15 protein-coding genes and 1 CRISPR repeat array are annotated in these 20,346 nt (G+C 49.9%); of the genes, 10 read left to right on the forward strand and 5 right to left on the reverse strand.

The genetic code is table 11. The features are described 5' to 3' along the window. Positions 1 to 171 precede the first annotated feature (171 nt). A complete protein-coding gene (locus AB1757_06155; protein ID MEW6126605.1) occupies positions 172 to 3,336 on the forward strand; it encodes a carboxypeptidase regulatory-like domain-containing protein in 3,165 nt (1,054 codons plus the stop codon). 196 nt (positions 3,337 to 3,532) lie between these two features. On the opposite strand, the gene AB1757_06160 is transcribed toward AB1757_06155, so the two are convergent. Next, positions 3,533 to 4,771 (reverse strand): GAF domain-containing SpoIIE family protein phosphatase, encoded by a 1,239-nt coding sequence (locus AB1757_06160; GenBank protein MEW6126606.1) that lies wholly within the window; start codon positions 4,769 to 4,771, stop codon positions 3,533 to 3,535. Between the two features lie 166 nt (positions 4,772 to 4,937). Between AB1757_06160 and AB1757_06165 the strand changes: the two genes are divergently transcribed. From AB1757_06165 to AB1757_06190, 6 genes are all read left to right on the forward strand, one after another. Continuing rightward, positions 4,938 to 5,873 (forward strand): alpha/beta hydrolase-fold protein, encoded by a 936-nt coding sequence (locus tag AB1757_06165; protein ID MEW6126607.1) that lies wholly within the window; start codon positions 4,938 to 4,940, stop codon positions 5,871 to 5,873. A gap of 360 nt (positions 5,874 to 6,233) precedes the next feature. Further along, positions 6,234 to 7,259, forward strand: a complete 1,026-nt coding sequence (locus AB1757_06170; protein ID MEW6126608.1) for a FecR domain-containing protein — start codon at positions 6,234 to 6,236, stop codon at positions 7,257 to 7,259. A gap of 136 nt (positions 7,260 to 7,395) precedes the next feature. Further along, positions 7,396 to 7,872: an NYN domain-containing protein gene (locus AB1757_06175; GenBank protein MEW6126609.1), complete on the forward strand. Its 477-nt coding sequence runs from the start codon at positions 7,396 to 7,398 to the stop codon at positions 7,870 to 7,872. A 14-nt stretch (positions 7,873 to 7,886) separates the two neighbouring features. Continuing rightward, the gene (locus tag AB1757_06180; protein MEW6126610.1) at positions 7,887 to 8,690 is read left to right on the forward strand and encodes a hypothetical protein; all 804 of its coding nucleotides are present in this window, start codon (positions 7,887 to 7,889) and stop codon (positions 8,688 to 8,690) included. 14 nt (positions 8,691 to 8,704) lie between these two features. Next, on the forward strand, positions 8,705 to 10,351 hold the full coding sequence (locus AB1757_06185; GenBank protein MEW6126611.1) for an AMP-binding protein: 1,647 nt from the start codon (positions 8,705 to 8,707) through the stop codon (positions 10,349 to 10,351). A 171-nt stretch (positions 10,352 to 10,522) separates the two neighbouring features. Then, entirely contained in the window at positions 10,523 to 11,752 is a 1,230-nt protein-coding gene (locus AB1757_06190; GenBank protein ID MEW6126612.1) for a dienelactone hydrolase family protein, read from the forward strand. Between the two features lie 242 nt (positions 11,753 to 11,994). On the opposite strand, the gene AB1757_06195 is transcribed toward AB1757_06190, so the two are convergent. The 4 genes from AB1757_06195 to AB1757_06210 form a co-directional block, all read right to left on the reverse strand. After that, entirely contained in the window at positions 11,995 to 13,077 is a 1,083-nt protein-coding gene (locus AB1757_06195; GenBank protein ID MEW6126613.1) for a multiheme c-type cytochrome, read from the reverse strand. Positions 13,078 to 13,248: 171 nt separating this feature from the next. Continuing rightward, positions 13,249 to 13,470: a hypothetical protein gene (locus AB1757_06200; protein MEW6126614.1), complete on the reverse strand. Its 222-nt coding sequence runs from the start codon at positions 13,468 to 13,470 to the stop codon at positions 13,249 to 13,251. A 119-nt stretch (positions 13,471 to 13,589) separates the two neighbouring features. Next, complete coding sequence (locus AB1757_06205; protein ID MEW6126615.1) at positions 13,590 to 14,000, reverse strand: hypothetical protein; 411 nt, start codon at positions 13,998 to 14,000, stop codon at positions 13,590 to 13,592. Between the two features lie 178 nt (positions 14,001 to 14,178). Continuing rightward, positions 14,179 to 14,823 carry an alpha/beta fold hydrolase gene (locus tag AB1757_06210; protein ID MEW6126616.1) on the reverse strand — a complete coding sequence of 215 codons (645 nt, stop codon included), beginning with the start codon at positions 14,821 to 14,823 and terminating at the stop codon, positions 14,179 to 14,181. Between the two features lie 104 nt (positions 14,824 to 14,927). Next, positions 14,928 to 17,643: a CRISPR direct-repeat array (repeat unit 37 nt; unit sequence GTTTCAATCGGCTAACAATCGCCTCTTCGATTTTCAC). A 365-nt stretch (positions 17,644 to 18,008) separates the two neighbouring features. Between AB1757_06210 and AB1757_06215 the strand changes: the two genes are divergently transcribed. From AB1757_06215 to AB1757_06225, 3 genes are all read left to right on the forward strand, one after another. After that, positions 18,009 to 19,196, forward strand: a complete 1,188-nt coding sequence (locus AB1757_06215) for a phosphodiester glycosidase family protein (protein MEW6126617.1) — start codon at positions 18,009 to 18,011, stop codon at positions 19,194 to 19,196. Between the two features lie 99 nt (positions 19,197 to 19,295). After that, positions 19,296 to 19,784, forward strand: a complete 489-nt coding sequence (locus AB1757_06220) for a histidine phosphatase family protein (protein ID MEW6126618.1) — start codon at positions 19,296 to 19,298, stop codon at positions 19,782 to 19,784. Between the two features lie 133 nt (positions 19,785 to 19,917). Beyond that, positions 19,918 to 20,346 (forward strand): hypothetical protein, encoded by a 429-nt coding sequence (locus AB1757_06225; protein ID MEW6126619.1) that lies wholly within the window; start codon positions 19,918 to 19,920, stop codon positions 20,344 to 20,346.

The following is a 20,346-nucleotide window of genomic DNA, read 5'->3' on the forward strand; positions in this document are numbered from 1 at the left end:
CGCCAACTCAAAAGGGATTCCCCTGAGCGGCGTTTCTTGGTGGGGAAAGTAAGCTTGATAGTTATCAGTCAAAAAAACAATCGAACACGATTTTTCTACAGGTGACAGGTTGCTGCCGTGCGAACAACCTGCACCGCTGACGTCAGGGAGAGTTATCCCTTGGGAGGCTATATGTTAAAAAAAGTTCTAACATTCTTGCTCATTTTGACGTTACCCGCTCCGTTGTTTGCGCAGGCATCAACCGGAACCCTGGCGGGCACCGTCACCGATCAGGCAGGAGCTGTGGTGGTCAATGCGACCGTTACCCTTACCAATCGAACCACCAAACAGACCCGCATCGTCAACACCGGAAATGATGGCATCTATTCTGCCGCTTCATTGCCCGCAGGCACCTATGATGTGACCATCGAAGCCGCAGGCTTTTCGACAGTCAATACCACTGCCGAAATATCAGTCGGCGCAACCACCACGCTCAATGTTCCTTTGCAGGTCGGTGGCAAATCCGAACGCATCGATATTCAAGGGGCGGCTGCCAATATCAATCTCGAATCGAACACCATTCAAGGCGTCATTACCCGCACCAAGATTGAAAATCTGCCGCTCAATGGGCGCAGCTTTTTAAACCTCGCGCAACTCGAACCGGGCGTCACCGTAGCCGCAGGCAACCCCGCGCAATTCAACGCGCAATTCAACGTTTCGGTGCTTGGCGGTCCCGCCTCGCACACCTCGATTACCGTTGATGGCGGCAACATTCGCAATCCCATTGAAGGCGGCACCGGGCAGAATTTTTCTCAGGAAGTGGTGCAGGAATTTCAGCTTTCGAGCACCAATTTTGATCTCTCGACCGGCATCACCGCTTTCGGCGCCATCAATGTCGTGACCCGACAGGGCGGCAACGATTATCACGGCGCAGGCTATTTCTATTTCCGCGATCACAACATGGCGGCTTATCCCAGCCTGGCGCGCAACTCATTTACTGCCGAACCGTTTTTCGCGCGTCGGCAAGGCGGATTCTGGATTGGCGGGCCGATCAAAAAAGATAAGCTGCAATTCTTTTTCAACTTTGAAAACACCAATCAATCGGGGGTTTATATTGTGCAACCTGACTTGCCTTCGGTTGCCGAATTCGGAACCATCGCCACCGCGCCCTATCGCGGCAAACAGACCAGCGTGCGCCTCGATTACACCATCAATCCCAGCCATTCGGCTTTTCTGCGCTATTCGCATGATGGCAACACCAACGCCGGACCCTTCGGTATCCCTGTGCCGCCGTCAAATTTCGTCTCGAACAAAAATTTCGTTGACCAGAGTTTGCTCGGTGTGACCAGTCTTTTAGGTCCGAATGTGGTCAACGATTTTCGCTTCTCCTATTTCTACTGGCAGAACCGCAACATCCCCGCGCCGTGTGATGGCGACATCAACCGCAATTGTTTAGGCGCGGGTGGGCCTGAAGTTTTTTATCTCAACTCAGTAAATTTTGCGCTCGGCAATAACTTCAACTCGCCGCAAGGACGCGACCTTCGCCGTTTCCCGCTTTCGGATAATGTGAGCTGGCAAAAAGGCGCGCATCGCATCAAGTTTGGCGGCGAATGGGAGCATTTCACCGGCACCGGATACTGGGGATTTTTCGACCCGGCGCGCGTTTACCTGCTGTCGCCGGAATTCTTAGCTGCCATCAATCCGATTCTTCCGACCTTATTCGGATTACCGGACGGCAAAATTCACAATTTCAATGACCTCAAAAAACTTCCGGTGGTCGCTTTCCTCTTAGGCATCGGCGACCGCGCCCAACCGTCTTACAAATTGGAGAATGCCAAGGTCAATGACCGTTTCCATTTCTATGCGCAGGACACCTGGAAAGTGACGCCGAAATTTACATTCAACTATGGCGTCGGCTGGGAACATGAAACCAATGTCTTGAATCACGATTTGCCGAAACCGGCATACATCGCGCCGATTTACGGGCCGGATTTGAACCCGACCGAAAAGCAGTACAAGAATTTCTCTCCGGCTCTGGGCTTTGCCTGGTCACTCGGTAAAAACGATAGAACCGTGATTCGCGGTGGCGTCGGCGTTTTTTATGATACGCAACTCGGTTGGTGGCGGCTTGGCGAGCGCGCCGTGATTGGCGGCTCAGGTCGCCAGTTCATCGGCAACAATGCGGTTGCCCGCATCACCGGCACCGGCAATTTCACTTCTTCGTACCTGAATACCTTGACCTACAACTACGGAACTTTCCTCGCACAACTTCCGGCGTTGCGCGCCCAACAGGATGCCAAGTACCCCGGAACCGGCGACCAACCGCAGATTCTGCTATCGAAACAGGCGAATGCGCTCGGCGCGCTATACCCGCAAGATTTTCCGACCACACAGGCGCAACATTTCAATTTAGGCATTCAACATGAAATGTTCGATAATCTGGTGGTGCAGGCAGACATCGTGCATCGGCACATGATTCACGGAACGCCGGGCGGATTTTTCGGAGCCAGCGTTGATTACAATAAATTCAATTCAATCGGTGGACCCATCATTCCGCGTTGCGCTTCAACCGCACAGGCGAATGACCCGACGGCGCAATGTTCCGCAGGCCCGATCAATTTCTGGTGGCCCGGCGCAACCTCGAAATACACCGCGTTGTTATTGAAAGTCGATAAGCGGTTCTCGAGTCGCTATCAATTCACCGCGTCATATGCCTTCCAAAACAGCAAGAGCGTTTTGGATGTCACACAGAACCTCAACAATTTCTTTGCGACCTATGGGGCGGATTTGCCCAGGCATAATTTGAATATTTCAGGGATTGTCAGTGTGCCCTGGGACATTCAGGTGTCGTTGCTCTCGGCTTTTTCAAGCCATCCGCCGGTGGCGTTGACCATACCGGGTTTCAATGATGCGGGAACCGATGTGACCAGCAGCGGTTACAGTTCACTTACGTACCTGCTTGGCAAAGAGTACAGCGGGTTTATCAGCAAGAATGAACTGCATGCATTGGTGAGCGAATATAATCTCAAATATTCCGGGCAATTGACTCCTGCCGGAAAAGCCGGTGTCGTGCCCAATCAGAAGTATCCCTTCATCACTTTGCCGAACAATTTTGCGCTTGGCGATTTATTCAGTTCGCAGGATTTGCGAGTGACGAAAAATATCAAGTTCGGTGAACGGGTTGGTTTGAGATTGATTGGCGAAGTTTTCAATCTGTTTAACGTGAGCAACCTGACGAACTTCAATTTCAACCTGCTCAGCCCGGCGTCATTCGGAAAACCGAATCAACGTGTCGGACAGACGTTCGGTTCAGGCGGGCCACGCGCTTTCCAATTCGGCGTGCGGCTAGCGTTCTAAAAATATGAGAATCGTTGAGGTGAGGGTCTCAGCCCTTCACCTCAACAATGTGTAAATTTTGAGAGGTCTTAGCCGCCTTTCAACGACGATGAATTTGCTGATGTGAATTTTCTTGTGACGGGTGAGTTATCCGATTGAGATTTGATGATTCACTCTCTTGTGGCGGAATCCGATGAGAAAGTCGGGTTCCGCATTTTTATTTCACTTTGATCACCGCGATGGTTAAATCGTCTTCGGGTCCGCCGATGCCCGAAGCGTATGAGTGAACCGCATCGGCAATCGTTTCGGCAATCGCTTGCGCGCTCAAGGATTCATTTTCGCGCACCAGTTTTTCCAGACGATTAACCCCGAATGGTTCTTCGCATTCGCTACAGGCTTCGGTAACGCCATCCGTATAGACAATCAAAATATCGCCCGATTTGAAATTCACCACCGATTCCGAATATCGCGAATCTTCAAAGATGCCAAGCGGCAAGCCACTGGTTTCAAGCAATTGACTGCTGCCGTCGGCTCTCAACAGCAGCGGCGGATTATGCCCGGCATTAATATAAAGCAGACGCCGATGTTCCGGGTCAATGAGTCCGTAAAATGTGGTGATGAACCGCTCGCCGTAGGTTGTCTGATGAATCAAGCGCCCGACCCGCGCCATCACCGCGCGCATCGCCAGTTCATTAACCAAGGTTGCGTGAATGTAGGCGCGAAAGGTCACCATAATCAAAGCTGCCGCCAAGCCTTTGCCGGAAACATCGGCAACCAGAAAAGCGATGCGGTCGGTGACCGAATCAATGAAATCGAAATAATCGCCGCCGACTTCGCGCACGGGAATGGTCATGCCGTAAAACTCGAACCCTTCGGCTTTGGGATATTGGCGCGGCAACAAGGTCTCAACCACTTTGCGCGCCAGTTCCAACTCGCTTTCGGCGCGACGTTGGGTCATCACTTTGCGATAGAGCAGGGTGTAATCAATCGCTGAAGCCGCAAGCGACGCAAACATGGTGAGCATTTTTAAATCGTTTTCATCATAACCGTTGACATGGTCGGCTTCGAGATTGATAACGCCGATGACTTTATTGTCGGAACGAATAATCGGGGCGGCGATTTCCGACCGCGTCTCCGGGCGGGCTTTGACATAGCGCGCATCATTGATGACATCATTGATGATTTGTTCGCGTCCGTTTTCCAGCACCCAGCCGATGATGCCTTTGCCCGATTCCAGAAAATCTTCGCCAATGGCGTCTTTCGGATAGCCACGGGCTTTGAGGTCTTGCACGATGCCGGTGCGCGCATCCACGACACAGATGACCGCAGCGGAATAACCGAGCAATTCCTGCAACGAATCAAAAATGGTTTCCAAGACCTCTTCAAGGTCGAGTGAAAGGCTGATTTTGCGGACGGCTTCGATTAAGGTCTCAATGGTTTGTTCTTTTTCTGACATGACGGTCGGCTCTTCCGGTTTGTTTGCAAAGCGAATATGCTAGAGGCTGGCGTGATTTATAGCAAGCGTTTATGCGCTTTTGCCCTTCGCTCTGAAGGCGCGCCATCAATAAGAGATGGGGCAGCAACATCGCTCATATCCGGACATCGCAAAACAGGAGGCAACCATGCATTTAAACAGGCGCATGACCATCGTCATCATTCTTCTGTGCGGTTATTCGGCAATCGCTCAACAGACTGCTTCACCAGGCAAATCTGCGCCACAGTGGGTCACCCCTGCGGTCAGCGCGCCGCATCTTCAACATCGCGTCTTTGACAGCGCGGCGGTGAAAGCAAAGGTCAGCTATCACATTTACACGCCGGAAATTTACGACAAGGAAACGAAACAACGCTTTCCGGTGCTCTACTGGCTGCACGGTTCGGGCGGCGGACTGAACGGCGTAGCGCGACTGGTAATGCATTTCGACACTGCCATTCGTGAAGGCAAAATACCGCCTATGTTGGTCGTCTTCGCCAACGGACTCGCGGATAGTATGTGGTGCAACTCGAAAGACGGACGTGTGCCAATGGAGACTGTGGTCGTGAAAGAATTGTTGCCGCGCATAGACGCTGACTTTCGCACGATTGCTTCACGCGAGGGGCGATTGATTGAAGGGTTCAGCATGGGCGGCTATGGCGCGGCGCGTCTGGGTTTCAAATACCCCAATCTGTTCAGCGCGATTTCCATCCTCGGCGGCGGTCCTTTGCAACAGGAGTTCAACGTCAATGACACGCCGCGCGCCAATCCCGGCGAAGCCCGCAGGCTCTTTGAAACGGTTTACGGAAATGACCAGGAATATTTCAAAGCGCAAAGCCCCTGGGTGTTGGCTGAACAGCAGGTTGATGCGGCGCGAAAAAAGCTGCTCATCCGCCAGATAATCGGCGACCGTGACGCCACGCTGGCTAACAACCGCATATTTGACGAACGTTTGACGCGGCTGAAAATCCCGCACACCTTTACCGTGCTGGCGGGCGTGCCGCACACTGCCCCGGCGGTTTTCGAGGCGCTGGGCGAATCCAACTGGCAATTTTATCGCGCCGTGTTTGGTAATCTGCGCCGCTAAAGTTCAGCGGCTGTTTGAAAAGCCCTGAAAGGGCAAGGGCATGAAGTTAAGGATGTAGAGCAGGCGGTCGAGTCTGCGCCGATTTGGAAAAGTCCGTCCTCGAAATTTCAGGGGGCTTCGGCGAAGATTGCCTTAGATAAGCGGCGCGGATATAGCGTCGCTTAACTTTATTCAAGATGGCGTTCGTTTGACTCTTTTTAGTTTTTATTTGCCTTTTGAGTTGAATCACCAACAGCAAAGCGTATAATCAAAGCACGGACGAAGCAGATAATTTCTATGAAGCGACGGCAAAACCTCTTTTCGATTTCCGTGCGATAAACGCTTTCGCTTTCATCAATCCTTTGAGGGAGGAATTCTCACATGAGAATAGGCAGACTGACGCTGTCATTACTGATTATTTTCAGCGCCGCGCTGGTTGTTTTGGCAGACGATAAAAAGAAAAGCATTCCGGATGAAGGGTTATACACGGTTTCGGCAAAAGCCGGAATCGTCAGCATCATCAGCGGCGATGTGACCTTTAAACGTGACGCCAGTGATTGGCAAACCTTGATTGAAGGCGATGACCTCAAACCCAACGATATGATAAAAACCGGGGCGACCGGTCGCGCAGAAATTCTGCTCAATCCCGGAACCTATCTGCGAATTGGCGAAAACAGCGAGGTGGTATTTCCAGACCTCAGCAATTTCCGTTTGCAGGTGAACTTGCTGAAAGGTTCGGCGATTCTGGAAGCCGGACTCATCGATGTCTCGCTCAGAATGAAGACTCCGCAATATGTGTTTACGATTGCCCAAAGCGGTATCTATCGTTTCAATGTTGACCCGAACGGCAAATCCGAAATGCTGGTTCGCAAAGGCAAAATCAAAGTCGCCGGCGCGGAGGTTAAATCCGGGAAAATCGTTTCCATCGATAATGCGCCACCGACAATTCAAAAATTCGATAAAAAGGTCGAAGACACTTTCGATACCTGGAGCAAAGACCGCGCCAGGACTATCATTGCCGCAAACCGCAAACTTTCAAAAGACCGCATGCGCTCATCCTTGAGAAGCGCGCATTTTAATGGACTGTGGGTTTATGACCCGTTCTTTCGCAGCTATACCTTCCTGCCCGGTTGGAACGGTTTCAATTCGCCTTATGGCGGAAGCTATTCGTTCTATAATCCCTATTACAACCCCTGGGCTTACAATGGTAATAACAATGGCAATAACGGCGGCTGGAACGGCGGCGGCAATACCGGAGGCAGCGGCACCACTTCCGGCAATACCGGCAGCGGCGCAAACCGACCGGGTGGCAGTTCAAGCGGTGGCATGAACGGTGGTCCCATGAGCGGAGCCGGTCGCGGTCGCATCACCGACAGCACCCGCAAAGGTTCGCCCAATGATAATTAATCGTTAAGGCTCATCAGCAAGCTGTATCGCCAAGGCGTTCGAGTTTAGACTTGAACGCCTTTTTGATTTGTTGGCACGGTTTTCAATGCCGTTCAAAAAGGCGTAAAATCGGATGGCAATCGGTGAGCGATAAATCATGGCGATAATCGTGGATGGCAATAATGTGATGGGGCAGACAGTTGGCTGGCATCGCGACAAGCCCGCAGCGCGCCGAAATCTTTTACAACAACTTGCCGAGTATGCCCGCATCAAAAAAGCCCGTATCACAGTGGTGTTTGATGGCAGTCCCGATAGGGAATTGCCCGACGGCGCGGGTTTTCGTGGCGTCAAAGTATTATTTGCCGAGCGCGGTTCGGACGCCGACACCCGCATTCAAAAACTGGTTGAGTCGGCAAAAGATAAACGCGGACTCACGGTAGTGACTTCGGATAATCAACTCATATTCAGAGTTCGGGCGCGCGGCGCGTCGGTGATGCGTTCAGGCGAATTTCGCAAACAGATGGAAGCGGCTTTTTTGAATGCGCCAAAAAAGCAAGACGGCGAAGATGATGAAATTGATGATGTGAACGCCTGGCTCAGATACTTCGGCAGATTGCCCGAAGACGAAGATTGAAAAGGAGCAAGGAAATGCAGCCAAAGGAATATGCAAGACTTGAAGAGAAACTCTTCCCGAATCAAGACGGCTACTTCTCGCGACGCAAAGGCTTCTGGGCGCGACAATTTCAAAACAATCCCACCCGCCCGCAGATAATTTTTGACGCTCTATTCGGCATCCTCGCGCCGGTTCTTTGTTTCTATTTTGACCCGATAGTTTTTCGCAGTTTTTACAGCGTAAACTTTTTCGGATTTATGCCGCGTTTCAAATTTCTGGTTTATGCAATCAGTGTGATTGCCATCATCACGCTTTTGTTTTGGCTTGCCGGTATGTTGAAAAAATATTCAGCAATCGTAGCGGGGATATTTCTTGCCGGATTTTTATGTTCATTTTCAATCGGAGTTGCGATATTGCCGCTTTCGTTTATCGGATTACTTTTTGGTATCGGTGTATTGGGCTTTGTCCCGTTTGTGACGGCGACGGTTTACTGGCGAAATCTGAAAAAAGCCTTAGAGCATTCCAAACACATCACCTTTAAAGAATCGCAAGAACTGCCGGTTTTTTTAGGTTTTTTACTGGCGGCGTGTCTGCCGCTCGCCGCAGATTTCTCTTTGTCTCGGATAGCCTCTTCTGCTTTGCAGGTTGCGATTTCAAAAGATGCCAATAACGAAGCCAGAGCCGTAGCTTTAACACGTCTCAATCGGTTTTACTGGTACGTTGATTCAGGCAATCTGATAGATGAATATCAAAAAGAGAGAGATGAAGTTCGCAAAACCGCGATAGCCGAGACCTTTAAAGCCGTCACCAATCGAAGTATCGAGAATGCGGATGACTAATTTGAGGAAAAGCCATGACTGCACAACAAGCGATTACCTATCACGATGTCACACTGGGCGAGATGCTGGCGCGACTCGCCAAAGATTATCCGCAACACGAGGCATTGGTTTATCCCAATCGCGAATTGCGCCTGACGTTCAGCGAACTCGAATGGCTGGCGCGACAAATCGCTAAAGGGTTAATTGATGTCGGTGTCAAACGCGGTGACCGCGTCGCGCTCTGGGCAATGAATGTTCCCGAATGGGTGGTTTTGCAATTTGCGCTTGCGAAAATCGGCGCAATCCTGGTCACCGTCAACACCAGTTTGCGCGCCGCTGAAATCGAATACCTGCTCAAACAATCGGAAACCTCTACGCTGATTACCGTCGCAGGATTCAGCAGCGTCAATTACATCGAAACCCTCGACGAAATTATTCCCGAACTCCAGAGCGCAGAGGAAAATCATCTGCAATCTGCAAACTTTCCCTTCCTGCGTCGAGTGATTTTCATTGGCGAAGAACACCCCGCAGGCATGATGCGCTACGACACCTTGCTTGAGCGTTCCAAAAACGTCAGTGACGCCGAACTTGATGAACTCATCGACCAACAAGACCTCGAAGATGTCATCAATATGCAATACACCTCCGGGACGACAGGCTTCCCCAAAGGCGTGATGCTCACTCACAGAAACATTTTGAATAACGGTTACTGGATGGGCGAAGCCCTGGGCTACACGCCTCGTGATCGGCTCTGCTTGCCGGTTCCATTGTTTCATTGTTTCGGCTGTGTCATCGGGGTGCTTGGCGCATACACGCACGCGGTTGCGCTTGTGCCGCTTGAATGGTTCGATGCCTTGAAGGTTTTAGAGTACATCGAAAAAGAACGCTGCACTTCTATTTATGGCGTGCCGACCATGTTTTTAGCCGAACTTGAACAACTTGATTATCACCACTTTGATATGTCGAGTTTGCGAACCGGGGTGATGGCGGGTTCGCTTTGCCCCGAACCGCTCATGCGCAAAGCCATTGAAAAGATGAACCTCACGGAACTGATGATCGCTTATGGACTGACGGAAGCTTCGCCGGGCATCACTATGACGCCGCGTTTCGATAGCGTTGAACTGCGCACCCAAACCGTCGGACGAGTGTTACCGGAAGTCGAAGTGAAAATCGTCAATCCGGCGACCCTCGAAGAATGCCCGCCGAACGAACCGGGAGAATTGTGGGCGCGCGGCTACAACGTCATGAAAGGCTACTACAACAACCCAAAAGCGACTGCCGAAGCGATTACTGCCGAAGGGTGGCTGAGAACCGGCGACCAGGCGACGATGGATGATGCGGGTTATGTGCGCATCACCGGGCGCATCAAAGACATCATCATTCGCGGCGGCGAAAACATCGCGCCCAAAGAGATTGAAGATTTGCTCAGGCTTCATGAAAAAATCGCTGATGTGTATGTCTATGGCATTCCCGATGAACGATTGGGCGAAGAGGTTGCCGCCGCCATTCGTTTGAAAGCCGGCGAATCGGCAACGCCCGAAGAGATCAAAGCGTTTTGCAACGGGCGCATTGCCAAATTCAAAATCCCGCGCGAGATTCGCTTCGTTGAATCGTTCCCGATGACCGCGTCGGGCAAGATTCAAAAATTCAAACTGCGTGAAATGCATGTGAATAATATTTAAAAAACCATAGAGACACTGAGATGAAGAAGAAAGGGAGAAGGGGAGAAGGGGAGAAAGGGAAAAGTTTGCGCGTTTCACCTCTTCACCCCTTCTCCCTTTCTCCCTTTCTCCCCTTCTCCCCTTCTCAGTGTGCTGTGGTAAAAATTTTTCTCATTAACCGAAAGGAATCGCATGGTAACAATTCAATCTTTTGATGGACAGGAATTTTCCGCTTACTTAGCTCTGCCAAAAAGCCAACCGGCTCCCGGCATCGTGCTGCTACAAGAAATTTTTGGTGTCAACGAAGTGATGCGCTCGCTTGCCGACTGGTACGCAGGGCGCGGCTTTGCGGTCATCTGCCCGGATTTATTCTGGCGACAGGAACCCGGCATTCAACTCACCGATAAAACCGAAGCTGAATGGGCGCGTGCCTTTGAACTTTATCAAGGCTTGGACGAAGCCAAAGCCATTGAAGACGCCAAAGCCGCTTTGCATTTTTTACGCGCGCATCCGGCTTGCACAGGCAAAGTCGGCAGTGTCGGTTTTTGTCTCGGCGGCAAACTCGCTTATCTGATGGCGACGCGCTCAGACGCTGACGCCTCGGTTGGGTATTACGGCGTCGGCATTGAACGGGCGCTTGATGAAGCGGTGAATATCAAACAGCCGTTGATGTTGCACATCGCCGAAAAAGACCAGTTCTGTTCCGCTGAAGCGCAGGCAAAAATTCATGCGGCGCTTGATGATAACCCGCTGATTACGATTCACGATTATGCAGCGCAGGATCACGCTTTTGCCCGCATCGGCGGCAAACATTACAACCCCGATGCGGCGGAACTTGCCAACTTGCGCAGCGTCGAATTTTTTGTTCGTCATTTGATTGGCGCGCACACTACGCTTTCGGCGCAGGCGCTTTCGGATTTGTGGGAAGAACATGTCAAATACGAATTCGCCACGCGCAACACCGAAGACACCCTGGCGACGATGGTTTCAGACGCCTATGTCAATCATATTCCGGTGCTCACGGGCGGCGTAGGCCGTGATGAACTGCGCGAATTTTATGCAAAGCGATTCATTCCGCAGATGCCGCCCGATACCCGTATGACGCCTGTATCGCGTACCGTCGGCACCGACCGCGTGGTTGATGAAATGATTTTTGAATTTACCCACACGATTAAAATGGATTGGATGTTGCCGGGCGTTCAGCCTACGAATAAACACGTTCGTGTGCCGCTGGTTGCCATCGTCCATTTTCGCGACGGCAAACTGGCGCACGAACATATTTATTGGGATCAGGCATCTGTTCTGGTGCAACTCGGTTTGCTGGATGCGGCAAAATTGCCTGTGGTCGGTGATGAAAGCGCGGCAAAGGTTTTGAACCCATCACTGCCCGCCAATCAGTTGATGACAAGATGTGAAGAATGATGGTTGATATGATGGGCAGCGGGTTGTCAAACGATGAATTGCGATTGAGCAAGCGTCGTTGATTACTCCTGATGTCAATTAGCGACTGACCGTTCAACTATAGAGGTCAAGAAAAAGAAGTTTGGAGTTCCGCCTTCAGGCGGTGATTGACGCAGGCGAACAGACCGCCTTGATGCCATAAAATAAAAAAGGACACACTGGATTTGCCTGTGTCCTTTTTTATTTTTGTAAGGAATGTTCAATCAATGTTTAATTTTGAGCCAGGCGGTGGCGGCATTGAACGCGGCATTGATTGCGGTTGTGTGACAGGCGGCGCAGGCGGTTTTCAAATTGACACGCCCGTAACCTTTAGCGGGTTTGGCGGCGTGCAAACTGCCGGGACCGTGACAGGCTTCGCATTCGACGCTGGCAAAACGCGGCAACTGATTCTCTCCCTGATCTCCTGACGCATGGCATTGCAGACAGCCGGTCAGGAATTCATCTTTTTTGGTGACCACCGCATCCATTGAGCGGGCGTGTTTGCTGTTCGTCCATTTCAGATACGGTTCGGCGTGACAGCTTGCGCAGGTCTGCGAAGAGACAAAAGTCGCCGTGCCCGATTCGCTCTTATCGGGTTTGGAAAACAGCAACCGCCTTTGCGCTTGCAGATTGAACTCGCTCAAGGTTTGTTGCGCCGCTTTGTATGCCGCAAGCGTCGCGTCTTTGGCATCGGCAACGCCTTTCAAAGTCTCAGCATCTTCGCCGACCATGAAATCCATCGCCGCATAGCGTTCGCGGACGGTAAATTTGCCCGTCGTCGTTTTATAAAAGCGCAGTTCACCGATGAGTCGGGTTTCATAAGGCGTAATCGCAATCAGGGTTTCGCCGAGTCGCACAGGCGGCAGATACATATCGCCGGTGCCGGTCAAAATAACGTTGATTGCCGGAACCTCTTTTGCGAGTCGCACAACATCCGCAATCGGCAAACGCGCCAGCGCAACGATAATCTCGGCTCGGTTTTTGAGTTCGGGAACGAGGCGTTTAGCTGCCGCAATCGGGTCGGTGATTTTTATGGTTGATGAAATGTCCGTCGCTTCGGTTAAACCGATGAGCGCCACGCGCACCGTTGAACCGTCAGCCAGTTTCATTTCGCGAATGAGGTAAGGTTGCGGCGGCGTGATGGCGGGATTTGCAAAAACGGTGTTTGCGGCAAGCAGATTTTTCAACACCCCGAATTTTTCGCTTTGCATCGCAAATTGATTTTTATTCAGCCACGCGGAGATGGAATTTAATTCTGCGGCTGCCAGATTCATGGCGTCGTAGCCGTTTTTTGAATAGAGGCTCAAAACCCAGTCGTTTTTCGCAAGCGCATCAACGCGCCCGCCGCCGTGGGTGACGCGGTCACCGGCAAAAGTGTTGCCGGTATCGACAAGCAGCGTCGGAACTCCTGTGAATTTCTGATGGAATGCTTTGATATAACTGACGCTCCGCGCCAGCCCGCCCTGTCTCGGCTCTTTTCAGCCACAGGGTTCGAGGTTGCCGTGCAACTCGCCGGTGAAATGAATCACCAGTGACGGTTTATCATCTGCGCCAAGTCTCTGGTCAAGCGTAGTGCCGACGCCGACGATTTCGGTCTTTTGTTGCGCGATTCCGGTTTTCAGGTTGAGCGATAATGCGACAGCCATCGCCAACATAAAAATCAAAGCAAGCAGTTTGGCTCTTTTGATTGATGAATACATAGTGTTTGTGTGTTGCAAAAATTGACGAATCAAAACTCTAAAGGATGATGAAAGCTAAGCGCAAGCAGGGTAATCGTCCGTCATCATTGATTACTGATTCAGTTAGAAAATTAACGAGTTTAAATCTCAACTCCGATCATATTGATTTTATGGTCAATTAAATGACCACTTTTATCGAAATAAAATAATATATAAAGGGAAAAACTGGTTGCATAAAGGAAGTGTTCTTCCCGGTAAATTTGAGGAAAGCTTACTTCCATATAACTGCTTACAATTAAATTTGAGTCATCGGGAGTTATTAACTGATTCGGATTGCCTTCTGTATAACGAAGCAAAGTTGCCTTAATTGAATTTACTTCCCAGCTATCTATGAATTTTCTTACGTCCGATACCGATGTCCCTAATGGAGCCTTTTCATTAATGATTTTTTCAAGATCATTACTACTTACATATTTGGGTGTTATTTTGGTTTGGCATGAGAGAAAGGCAATGCACAGACAAAGTAAACATACTAATGAATATCTACACATTCGTTTTACAATCTCCTTGCAATCAAATACCTGGAAACAAAAGAAACAAATCCAGCAAGCCTTAAAAACAATCTACCCTTTCGCCAGGTTTAGTAGCAGTTTAACCGATTATTTTGACGGTTTCGCTCAATGTCAATCGGTTAGCAGAAAGAAATGCATAATTCAATTTTAAGATTCATCATTTTGGGACTGATGATAGCGAATGAATAAACGCGCTCACGGCTTTGTAGAGTTCATCGAGTCTGCCTTCAAAAAAATGGTCAGCCGATTCGATGATGCGTAACTGTTTTTCGCCTTCGAGGGTGGCGAAGAAATTTTCCAGATCGGCAGTTGCGCCGAATTCATCCTGTGCGCCTTGGACAATGAGTTTGGGTTTCGGGCAGGCAGCGGGCAGAGATTCAATGCCGTACTTTGAAACCGGAAGTCCGGCAAGCGCCAGCGCCCGCGCCCGCGCATCGGCGCAACCGACGCGCCAGGTCGCCAGCGCCCCGAAGGAAAAGCCTGCAAGCCAGAGTTCGGCATCCGGGTAAGTTTGTTCGATATAGCCAATGGCGGCGCGCAAATCATCCTGTTCGCCGCGCCCGTTGTCGTGGGTTCCGGCGCTTCGACCGGCGCCGCGAAAGTTGAAGCGCAAAGCGGCAAAGCCGGCGTCCTGAAAAGCTTTGGCGATGCGATAGACGACTTTGTTGTGCATAGTGCCGCCAAACAGCGGATGCGGATGCGCGATGACGGCGGCGCGAGTGACCTCAGTGTGCGGCGCTTTGAGCAATGCTTCGATGCGCCCGGCGGGACCATCAAAGAACAGATTTCCTTGCAAATCCATAAGCCGAATCGTAACACGCCAAAAGCTGCGAGCACAAAAAACAAACCGCTGGCAGCAATCAACATTTGGCAAAATCGCACAAATGAAATTGCTTTCCAGCGGTTAACTCAATCGGCTAACAATCGCCTCTTCGATTTTCACACGGGCTAGAGTTCCTGCAACGCAAAGGGCTTACGGTGTTTCAATCGGCTAACAATCGCCTCTTCGATTTTCACCAGCAAATAAGCTTTCTCGTCACCATGCACCTCGGGTTTCAATCGGCTAACAATCGCCTCTTCGATTTTCACCTGAGTCGCATTCTGGCTATCGCGGGCGTCGAAGAGGGTTTCAATCGGCTAACAATCGCCTCTTCGATTTTCACCTGTCGGCTTTGTTGCCGGTGGTGGCGTCGGGATCATGTTTCAATCGGCTAACAATCGCCTCTTCGATTTTCACCCGACATTCTATATTTGACAATACTAGAGTTTTATCTGGGTTTCAATCGGCTAACAATCGCCTCTTCGATTTTCACAACGAAGCGAATATAAGTGAACGCAAACCAGGTTACGGTTTCAATCGGCTAACAATCGCCTCTTCGATTTTCACGAAATACTGCCGACAAAAGAAGTTCTAGAATACTGTCTGTTTCAATCGGCTAACAATCGCCTCTTCGATTTTCACAACTGGTTTTTGCCGCCATCTGCCAGAATTACGGCGGGTTTCAATCGGCTAACAATCGCCTCTTCGATTTTCACGGTTTGAACGCGACCGCCAACACGTCGAACTGCGCAACAGTTTCAATCGGCTAACAATCGCCTCTTCGATTTTCACGTGGAATAACGTCGGTTGAAAACGAGCAGATCTGCGAGGTTTCAATCGGCTAACAATCGCCTCTTCGATTTTCACGAGTTTTTATTCCCGCCCTTCATTGAATGAATCCGAGTTTCAATCGGCTAACAATCGCCTCTTCGATTTTCACGACAGGAATTTTACACTAAAGAGGGTGTAATATTTAGTTTCAATCGGCTAACAATCGCCTCTTCGATTTTCACACGAGACTGATTGCCGAAGCCGGCAGTGACACTGCCAGTTTCAATCGGCTAACAATCGCCTCTTCGATTTTCACAAAAATTTTCTTACCCATTCGCAGATAGGACCAGGTTTCAATCGGCTAACAATCGCCTCTTCGATTTTCACGACAGGCAGAAGTTTGTTCTGCCCGGAAACCAAACCCGTTTCAATCGGCTAACAATCGCCTCTTCGATTTTCACCCATCGATTCAACCTACCTACACTCCACCACTCACCGGTTTCAATCGGCTAACAATCGCCTCTTCGATTTTCACGAACGGGCTTCCGTCCTTCATGAAGGACAATTAATATTGTTTCAATCGGCTAACAATCGCCTCTTCGATTTTCACAAGTTTTCCATCAAGGAGACTGCAACTGCCGTTACGTTTCAATCGGCTAACAATCGCCTCTTCGATTTTCACGTGGAATAACGTCGGTTGAAAACGAGCAGATCTGCGAGGTTTCAATCGGCTAACAATCGCCTCTTCGATTTTCACAGATGGCACAGCGAATGCTTGAGTGAAAATCGAAGAGGGTTTCAATCGGCTAACAATCGCCTCTTCGATTTTCACGGAGTTCCTCGGTGACGCTCGCGAGCTCAAAGATGGCGTTTCAATCGGCTAACAATCGCCTCTTCGATTTTCACCTATGACTGGATTGTGGTGAGATGGCGCCGCATTCGCGTTTCAATCGGCTAACAATCGCCTCTTCGATTTTCACAACATCAACACCATTGCTCACTAATGGCAATCCATTCGCGTTTCAATCGGCTAACAATCGCCTCTTCGATTTTCACCCCGATGTCATCATCTGTTCGTTCAGATATAGTGACAGTTTCAATCGGCTAACAATCGCCTCTTCGATTTTCACCCGAAGGATGTACGCTGGAATACATCAAACAACCCGGTTTCAATCGGCTAACAATCGCCTCTTCGATTTTCACTCTGATGACCTGATGACAAGGTTTGATGCATGTCTATGTTTCAATCGGCTAACAATCGCCTCTTCGATTTTCACATAAGAAAACTAAAAGGAGAATAATATGTTTCTTGCTGGTTTCAATCGGCTAACAATCGCCTCTTCGATTTTCACAAAAAGTAACAAATCTTAAAAGGGCCGCGATTTTGGTGTTTCAATCGGCTAACAATCGCCTCTTCGATTTTCACAATACTGGTAATCAGAGGCCTGATCATCGCTTATTTGGTTTCAATCGGCTAACAATCGCCTCTTCGATTTTCACACATCTTCACAGACTCCAATACAGTCAGTTACAAGTAGTGTTTCAATCGGCTAACAATCGCCTCTTCGATTTTCACTGGCAAACTTTCGGTTATTGCCCAGATGCAAGCTTTTATATGTTTCAATCGGCTAACAATCGCCTCTTCGATTTTCACAAACTGGGATGCGCTTCGCTTGTCGCATCCGAAGACCAAGTTTCAATCGGCTAACAATCGCCTCTTCGATTTTCACACGATGCTCGCTTGGTCAAAGTGCTCAAGGAGTATTCCTGTTTCAATCGGCTAACAATCGCCTCTTCGATTTTCACCCTGCGGCGATCCTTAGAGTTAACGGATGCTGAAATCTTGTTTCAATCGGCTAACAATCGCCTCTTCGATTTTCACGTTATGACAGAGGGGGGTACTTCTCAGTCAAACCTTTTGTTTCAATCGGCTAACAATCGCCTCTTCGATTTTCACTCGAAGCAAACAGCTTGATAGTAAGGGAGAAAATTAGGTTTCAATCGGCTAACAATCGCCTCTTCGATTTTCACAGCCCCCCTTTTGGAGCCTTTATTTTCAAAGGTTTAAACCCCCGTTTGGGCTAACCCCCGAAAATCTGTCGAAAATCGTTAAAAATTTATTAAAGTGAAATCGCTTGAAAACCTATGTAATTATCAAATAACCAAGGCTTTAAGTGGTTTGGGCTAATCCCCCCCCTTTTTTCAATACATGGGGGTTAGCCCAAAATTCTCAAAATTCAAATTTGTGCCGCCTAATCTATACCCGTTGGCTTTGATTTGGCAAATGGTTTCTTTTAATTTTTGAGAATTTTGCCGGGGGCAGTAAAAATTCCGGCAGCACAACTTTGGTTCATCAACCTTATTGTGCTAGATTCACCGCAGATTTTTTATTGCTTATGAAAAGACGCTTAACCACCTTGACGCGGTGCCTGTTCATTTTTTGGCTCGCGTCATTTGTCCACGCGCAGGAATTTCGCATCGTGCGCCAGGGCATCGAGCATGGGCAAATCACTCGCGGCGTCAAATCTGCCGATGGCGCGACCGGTCCCTGGGTGATTAATTTGCTCAGGGTTGATTTACGAAAAGCCGACATCAGATTGCAGCACGCGATGGATGAAGCCGTAGGGCTTGAAACCACTTCGTCGATGGCGGCGCGTTACGGAGCGGTTGCCGCTATCAACGCGGGATTTTTTACGACCAGCGGAACCTACAGAGGCGATGCCGCAGGGGTTTTGAAAGTCAATGGCAAACTGCTAAGCGAACCGGCGCTGAATCGGGTTGCGGTTGGTTTCGTGAATGAACGTCACACCACCGAAATCATCTTCGGGCATTTGCAGTTTGATGGCAGCGTTGAAACTTTACGCGGCAAACATCAACTGAACGGCATCAATCGTCAACGCGGCGCAAATGAACTGATGCTCTTCACGCCGGAATTTCATCGCACTACCCTGACGACCCCTGAGGGCGTGGAAATCATCGTTCGCCGAAATCGCATTGCGCAAATCAAAGACCGGCAGGGCAGTTCGATTATCCCTGCCGATGGCTATGTGCTTTCGGCAAGCGGCGCGGCGCGCGATTGGGCTTTACGGAATTTGCGCGTCGGAGAGCGGCTTCGCATACGCACAGAACTCGTCGCGGTTGAAAAAGCTCAAAGTGAAAAATGGCGGCGCGCTGAATTTGTGGTTGGTGGGGTGCCGCAACTCATCAAAGACGGGCGCATTGAAATTACTCATGAGCAGGAAAACATTCGCGCCAATTTCGTTACCGACAGGCATCCGCGCACCGCGATTGCCAAATTAAAAGACGGGCGCTTGTTGCTGATGACGGTGGATGGCAGACAACCGGGTTACAGCGCCGGAATGGGGCTCAGACAACTGGCGGAAATCCTGTTGGAATTTGGCGCAATCGAAGCGATAAACTTGGATGGCGGCGGTTCGACGACGATGGTGGTCGAAGGCAAAGTGGTCAACAAACCTTCGGACGCCACGGGCGAACGCGCCGTGAGTGATGCGCTACTGATTGTTGAGAGAGGATACAGGATACAGGATTCAGGAGTTAGGATAACGATGAAGGCGGAACGATGAACGATGAACAAGGTGAAATTCTTTTTGTTCATCGTTCATCGTTCCTACTTCATACTTTCCTTTTCCTGACTCCTGAATCCTGTATCCTTTGGGAGATTTATGAAAACTTTATTACTGCTGCGCCATGCGAAATCGGATTGGGACGATCCGAGATTGCGCGATATTGAACGACCGCTCGCCAAACGCGGGGAGCGTGATGCGCCGCGAATGGGCAAGGCATTAAAAGAGAAGGGCATTAAACCGGATTTCGTTTATTGTTCTCCGGCAATGCGGGCGCGACAAACCCTGGAACGCTTTACGCAAGCGGCGGGCATCGATGCGGAAATTCAATTTGAGCAAAATATTTATGAAGCCGCTTCGGCGGAACTGATTAAACTGGTGCGCCATCTGCCAAATGAACGTCAGTGTGTGCTGATGGTCGGGCATAATCCCGGATTTGAAACCTTGCTGTCGCGGTTGATTGGCGAATCGCGGGTGATGCCGACGGCGGCGCTTGGTTGTGTGACGTTTGACATTGACAGATGGGAAGATGTTGAAGATGGGCAGGGGAAACTCAAGTGGTTTTTAATTCCCAAGGCGCTCGATTGAATGCGGCGATTTTTGCGCGCGGCTTGGATTTTTTTAAGAGCGCATTGCTCGTTTGCATCGGCTCAGTAGCGGCGCGGCTTGAACTGAATTTAATAAAGCTTCAAATTGAGAAGACCTTTTTCGGAATAAATTCATGTTGAATTACCTGACGGATTTTTATAATTCACTTACGTGGAGCAAAGTTTTAATCGGGTTCGCTTTGTTTCTTGCCACTTTTACGTTGAGCCTGGCGATGGTCTCTTTTGTATTGGTGAAAATCCCGCCGACCTATTTTCATCCGACGCACAATCGCGAATTCATGGTCGGCAAGCCCTGGCTGGTGCGTTGGGGCGGGTTGATTTTGAAAAATATTGCGGGCGTGTTGCTGGTCGCCATCGGCATCATCCTCTCTTTGCCGGGAGTGCCGGGGCAGGGCATTTTAACCATTTTGCTTGGCTTGGTAATGATTGATATTCCCGGCAAACGCCCGATGGAAACCCGCATCGTGCGCCGTCCGGCGGTGCTTTCGTCAATCAATAAACTGCGCGCCAGATTTGGCAAACCGCCGCTTGAGGTGGAATGA

Source organism: Acidobacteriota bacterium (genome assembly GCA_040754075.1).
Taxonomy (GTDB): domain Bacteria; phylum Acidobacteriota; class Blastocatellia; order UBA7656; family UBA7656; genus JBFMDH01.

Bases quoted from the DNA above. Each gene is read 5' to 3' on its own strand.
- AB1757_06170 (MEW6126608.1), top strand. From the start codon at position 6,234: ATGAGAATAGGCAGACTGACGCTGTCATTACTGATTATTTTCAGCGCC.
- AB1757_06225 (MEW6126619.1), top strand. From the start codon at position 19,918: ATGTTGAATTACCTGACGGATTTTTATAATTCACTTACGTGGAGCAAA.
- AB1757_06205 (MEW6126615.1), bottom strand. From the start codon at position 14,000: ATGTGTAGATATTCATTAGTATGTTTACTTTGTCTGTGCATTGCCTTT.
- AB1757_06210 (MEW6126616.1), bottom strand. From the start codon at position 14,823: ATGGATTTGCAAGGAAATCTGTTCTTTGATGGTCCCGCCGGGCGCATC.
- AB1757_06185 (MEW6126611.1), top strand. From the start codon at position 8,705: ATGACTGCACAACAAGCGATTACCTATCACGATGTCACACTGGGCGAG.
- AB1757_06190 (MEW6126612.1), top strand. From the start codon at position 10,523: ATGGTAACAATTCAATCTTTTGATGGACAGGAATTTTCCGCTTACTTA.
- AB1757_06180 (MEW6126610.1), top strand. From the start codon at position 7,887: ATGCAGCCAAAGGAATATGCAAGACTTGAAGAGAAACTCTTCCCGAAT.
- AB1757_06215 (MEW6126617.1), top strand. From the start codon at position 18,009: ATGAAAAGACGCTTAACCACCTTGACGCGGTGCCTGTTCATTTTTTGG.
- AB1757_06160 (MEW6126606.1), bottom strand. From the start codon at position 4,771: ATGTCAGAAAAAGAACAAACCATTGAGACCTTAATCGAAGCCGTCCGC.
- AB1757_06200 (MEW6126614.1), bottom strand. From the start codon at position 13,470: ATGTATTCATCAATCAAAAGAGCCAAACTGCTTGCTTTGATTTTTATG.
- AB1757_06220 (MEW6126618.1), top strand. From the start codon at position 19,296: ATGAAAACTTTATTACTGCTGCGCCATGCGAAATCGGATTGGGACGAT.
- AB1757_06155 (MEW6126605.1), top strand. From the start codon at position 172: ATGTTAAAAAAAGTTCTAACATTCTTGCTCATTTTGACGTTACCCGCT.
- AB1757_06175 (MEW6126609.1), top strand. From the start codon at position 7,396: ATGGCGATAATCGTGGATGGCAATAATGTGATGGGGCAGACAGTTGGC.
- AB1757_06165 (MEW6126607.1), top strand. From the start codon at position 4,938: ATGCATTTAAACAGGCGCATGACCATCGTCATCATTCTTCTGTGCGGT.